Annotated in this window: 3 protein-coding genes; 1 reads left to right on the top strand and 2 read right to left on the bottom strand. The window is 39.8% G+C overall.

Translation table 11 applies throughout. The features are described 5' to 3' along the window. Nucleotides 1-102: 102 nt before the first annotated feature. Nucleotides 103-1,446, top strand: coding sequence for an MATE family efflux transporter (locus Q0F90_RS07960; protein ID WP_296004553.1), 1,344 nt, complete (start codon nucleotides 103-105; stop codon nucleotides 1,444-1,446). A 48-nt stretch (nucleotides 1,447-1,494) separates the two neighbouring features. On the opposite strand, the gene uvrC is transcribed toward Q0F90_RS07960, so the two are convergent. Both uvrC and Q0F90_RS07970 read right to left on the bottom strand, forming a co-directional pair. After that, nucleotides 1,495-3,321: an excinuclease ABC subunit UvrC gene (gene uvrC / locus Q0F90_RS07965; RefSeq protein WP_296004555.1), complete on the bottom strand. Its 1,827-nt coding sequence runs from the start codon at nucleotides 3,319-3,321 to the stop codon at nucleotides 1,495-1,497. A gap of 133 nt (nucleotides 3,322-3,454) precedes the next feature. Next, nucleotides 3,455-3,968, bottom strand: a 514-nt coding sequence (locus Q0F90_RS07970; protein WP_367113426.1) for an ATP-binding cassette domain-containing protein, incomplete at its 5' end; no start/stop codon positions are given.

Consider the following 3,968-nt stretch of genomic DNA (forward strand, 5'->3'; position numbering starts at 1 on the left):
AATCAATACTATATATTTAATTCCCAAGTCTCAAGGAATTTATCTATTAAATTAGGCTACTTTATGATATCGTATAATATATCATTAATAAGGGAGGTAAATATGTATCAAACATATTCTATATTACAAAAGTTATGGTTGTTCATTAAGCTATTTACTCCTATGTGCATAACGCAATTTTCCCTTATAGGTGGTACATTTATAGCCATCTTTTTAACGGGACAATATAGTACGATAGATTTAGCTGGGGTTGCTACGGGGTATAATTTATGGCTCCTCTGCTATATCTTTGCACAAGGAACGTTGTTAGGTATCACTCCAATTATTTCTCAGCTATTGGGAGCTAAAAAAACCGATGATATTTCAACAATCTTTTATCAAGGTCTTTATATCGGTACAGGCCTAGCATGTATCATTTTAATAACTGGTCTCTTAGGCCTACGTCCTCTTCTGACAGCATTAAATCTGGAACCTGCCGCAGCTGAGGTATGTATTAGTTACCTGAAAGCATATGCCATAGGTCTATTCCCACTACTTTGGGTTAATACATTGCGCAATACAGTCGACAGTCATGGATTAACACATTATTCTATGGCCATCGTATTTACTAGCTTTATTGTGAACGTATTTTTGAACTACGCACTCATCTTTGGGCATTTCGGATTTCCAGAGATCGGTGGTGTCGGTGCTGGCTATGGTATAGCCGGTGCTTGTTGGACTAACTTTATTCTCTTTAGCTTAGTATTACTATTACATCCAAAGCTAAAGGGATATCGTATCTTTAAAGACTTCAGTAAGCCAAGTTTTCACTACATTCGCGAACAGCTACATATAGGTATTCCTATTGGCTTTTCCATCTTCTTAGAAGCTAGTATCTTTAGTATTGCTGGCCTCTTGATGGTTCACTTTGGATCCGCCGTCGTAGCTGCTCATCAATCTGTTATTTCCTTTACCAATGTATTCTACTGTTTACCTCTTAGTATCGCTATGGCCTCTACCATTGCAGTTGCTTATGAACTTGGGGCAGGTCGTAAACAAGAGGCTATCCAGTACTCTTATATTTCTCGCATCTTAGCCATTGTATTGGCTATCATGATTTGTACATTTACGTTTACTAATATGGACGCTATTGCAGATCTCTTTACAAATGATGATGAAGTATACAAGCTTATCTACAGCTTCCTTGGATACGGTGTATTCTTCTCTGCTATCGATGCCATTGGAACCCCTTTACAAGGTATATTGAGAGCCTATAAAGATGTAAAAGTAGTTCTTTATATCTCCCTCATCTCCTATTGGGGCGTATGCTTCCCAACCGCCTATATTCTCGCTAATAATCCTAATTACGGACCATTTGGCGTATGGATTGGATTACTCGCTAGCGTACTAGTAGCAGGTATATTGTTCACTTGGCGTACTTGGTACATTCAGCGTCAACAAAAATAAATAACATACTTATACAGTAAAAGAGCATCTGAAATAAGATGCTCTTTTTTATTTCAACATATCTTGTTTTTCCACCTTAGACATGCGGAAGAAATTATATAATGCTTCTGCCGTTTTATAATTCATAGAGTCCACCTTTGAAAGCTCATCAATAGATGCCTCTTTCATAGCCTCTAAACTATTGAAATGTGCCCACAAGGCTTTGCGGCGTTTAGGGCCAATCCCTTCAATGTGATCTAAAATGGATTCCAAATTACGTTTCCCCCGCAATTTACGATGGTACGTAATGGCAAAGCGATGGGCTTCATCACGTATTTGTTGAAGCAATTGAAGCTCTGGTGTGTGATGGCTTAAGATGATACTTTCAGATTGTCCTTCTACAAAGACCTCTTCAATACGCTTAGCTAAAGAGATAACAGGCACGTCAGTAACACCTACACTGCGAATCAACGGCAATGCTGCGTTGAGCTGACCTTTACCACCATCGATAATAATGAGATCAGGCATAGGCCAATCTGTTTCATTACCGTAGCGACGCTCCATGATTTCTGCCATGGATTTGAAGTCATCTGGTTTACCTTGCGTAGTCTTCAATTTAAAACGACGATATTCCTTCTTCGCCGGCTTACCACCTTCAAAGACAACCATAGACGCCACAGTTTCAGCCCCTTGCGTATGGGAAATATCGAAACACTCCATGCGTTCTGGTAATCGCGGCAAGTCTAAGACTTCAGCTAATTTCTTAACGGCCCCACCAGTCTTATCGATTTGGTACTGCCATTGACGACGTCGTTCTTCAAGGAAGGTTTCTGCATTCTCATGAGCCATCTTGATCATGTCCATCTTATAGCCACGCTGAGGCACAGATACCTCTACATTCTGCCCTTTGAGCTGTGTAAACCATTCACTCAATAAGTCTCTATCAGAACTATCCATCGGTAATAATAATTCCTTCGGAATGAAGTTCGTATCCCCATAGTATTGCTTGATAAAGTCCGTCATGATTGTTTCTGGACTGTCTCCATCGTGTTGAACAAAGTAATTCTCACGACCTAATAGTCGTCCACCACGGATGAATAATAGCTGTACACAGGCCATAGACGTATCAACAGCAATCCCTAATACATCTAAGTCGCCTCGTTGTGTAACCATACGTTGCTTTTCTTGTATTTTTTCAATGCTGCTCAACTGATCTCGATACCGTGCTGCATCTTCAAATCGCAAGTCTTCTGCAGCTAATTCCATCTTCTCTTTGATTTCCTTCAACAATGGTATAGGCTTTCCTTCAAAGAGCTCTATGATTTCATCGATGTATTTCCGATAGTCCGGTATAGATATTTTATTAAAGCACGGCGCTTCACAGTAGTGCATATGGTATTGCAAGCATGGACGCTCTACCTTCATAGACTTACATGTGCGCAGTGGGTAGTACTGGCGTATCAATTTCAATACTACATGGACCGATGTAACATCTGTGAAAGGACCAAAGTACTTAGCCCCATCACGTTCAAGGCGACGCGTCATATATACGCGAGGATAGTCCTCTTGCACAGAGATTTTCACATACGGATAGGTCTTATCATCGCGGAGCCGAATATTGTATTTAGGCTCATGCTCTTTAATAAGCGTATTCTCTAATATGAGAGCTTCCATCTCTGTCTTTGTTTGGATAATCTCTACATCGACGGCACGCTTCATCATAGCCGTAACCTTAGGTGCTCGGTTCGCATCATTACGCACATAAGACCGCACGCGATTACGTAAGTTAATAGCCTTACCTACATAGATGATGCGGTTGTACTGATCACGCCATAAATACACACCGGGCGTAGTCGGCAAATGACTAACCTTCTCTAGTAATTCTTCAGATGGCATATGTCCTCCTTTCCTTATAGATTTTAAGGAAATAGAATATATTATTATCTAAGATATGTTCATGATAAATGCTTAGAAAATATATTCTATTTCCATTATGAGTTTTTATAGAAACTAAATTTAATACTTTATTTTATTTCTTATTTTTAGCTGCTTTCATAAATTTCTTAGTCTGTTCTAATACAGGGCCTAAGAATTTGCCGGTATAACTTTCTTTTACCTTAGCAATTTGCTCAGGTGTACCTGTTGCTACAATGGTACCACCGCGATTACCACCTTCTGGACCTAAATCGATGATATGATCAGCCATCTTAATAACATCTAAGTTATGTTCAATAACCACCACTGTATCGCCACCATCGACGAGTTTTTGTAGTACATCTAAGAGCTTACGAATATCTTCAGCATGTAGACCTGTAGTAGGTTCATCAAGGATGTAAAGAGTTTTGCATGTACTACGACGAGCCAGTTCAGTAGCTAATTTAACGCGTTGAGCCTCACCACCAGATAATGTTGTGGCCGCTTGCCCTAAACGGATATAGCCAAGACCTACCTCTTGTAAGGTAACCATTTTACGATTGATCTTAGGAATAGCACTGAAGAACTCAACCGCATCATCTACGGTCATATCTAGTACCTCCGCAATC

It is taken from the genome of uncultured Veillonella sp. (assembly GCF_934190855.1).
In the GTDB taxonomy this organism is placed as follows: Bacteria; Bacillota; Negativicutes; order Veillonellales; family Veillonellaceae; genus Veillonella.

What these genes read in the sequence shown, in the direction of transcription:
- uvrC (WP_296004555.1), bottom strand. Translation starts at nt 3,321, where the DNA reads ATGCCATCTGAAGAATTACTAGAGAAGGTTAGTCATTTGCCGACTACG.
- Q0F90_RS07960 (WP_296004553.1), top strand. Translation starts at nt 103, where the DNA reads ATGTATCAAACATATTCTATATTACAAAAGTTATGGTTGTTCATTAAG.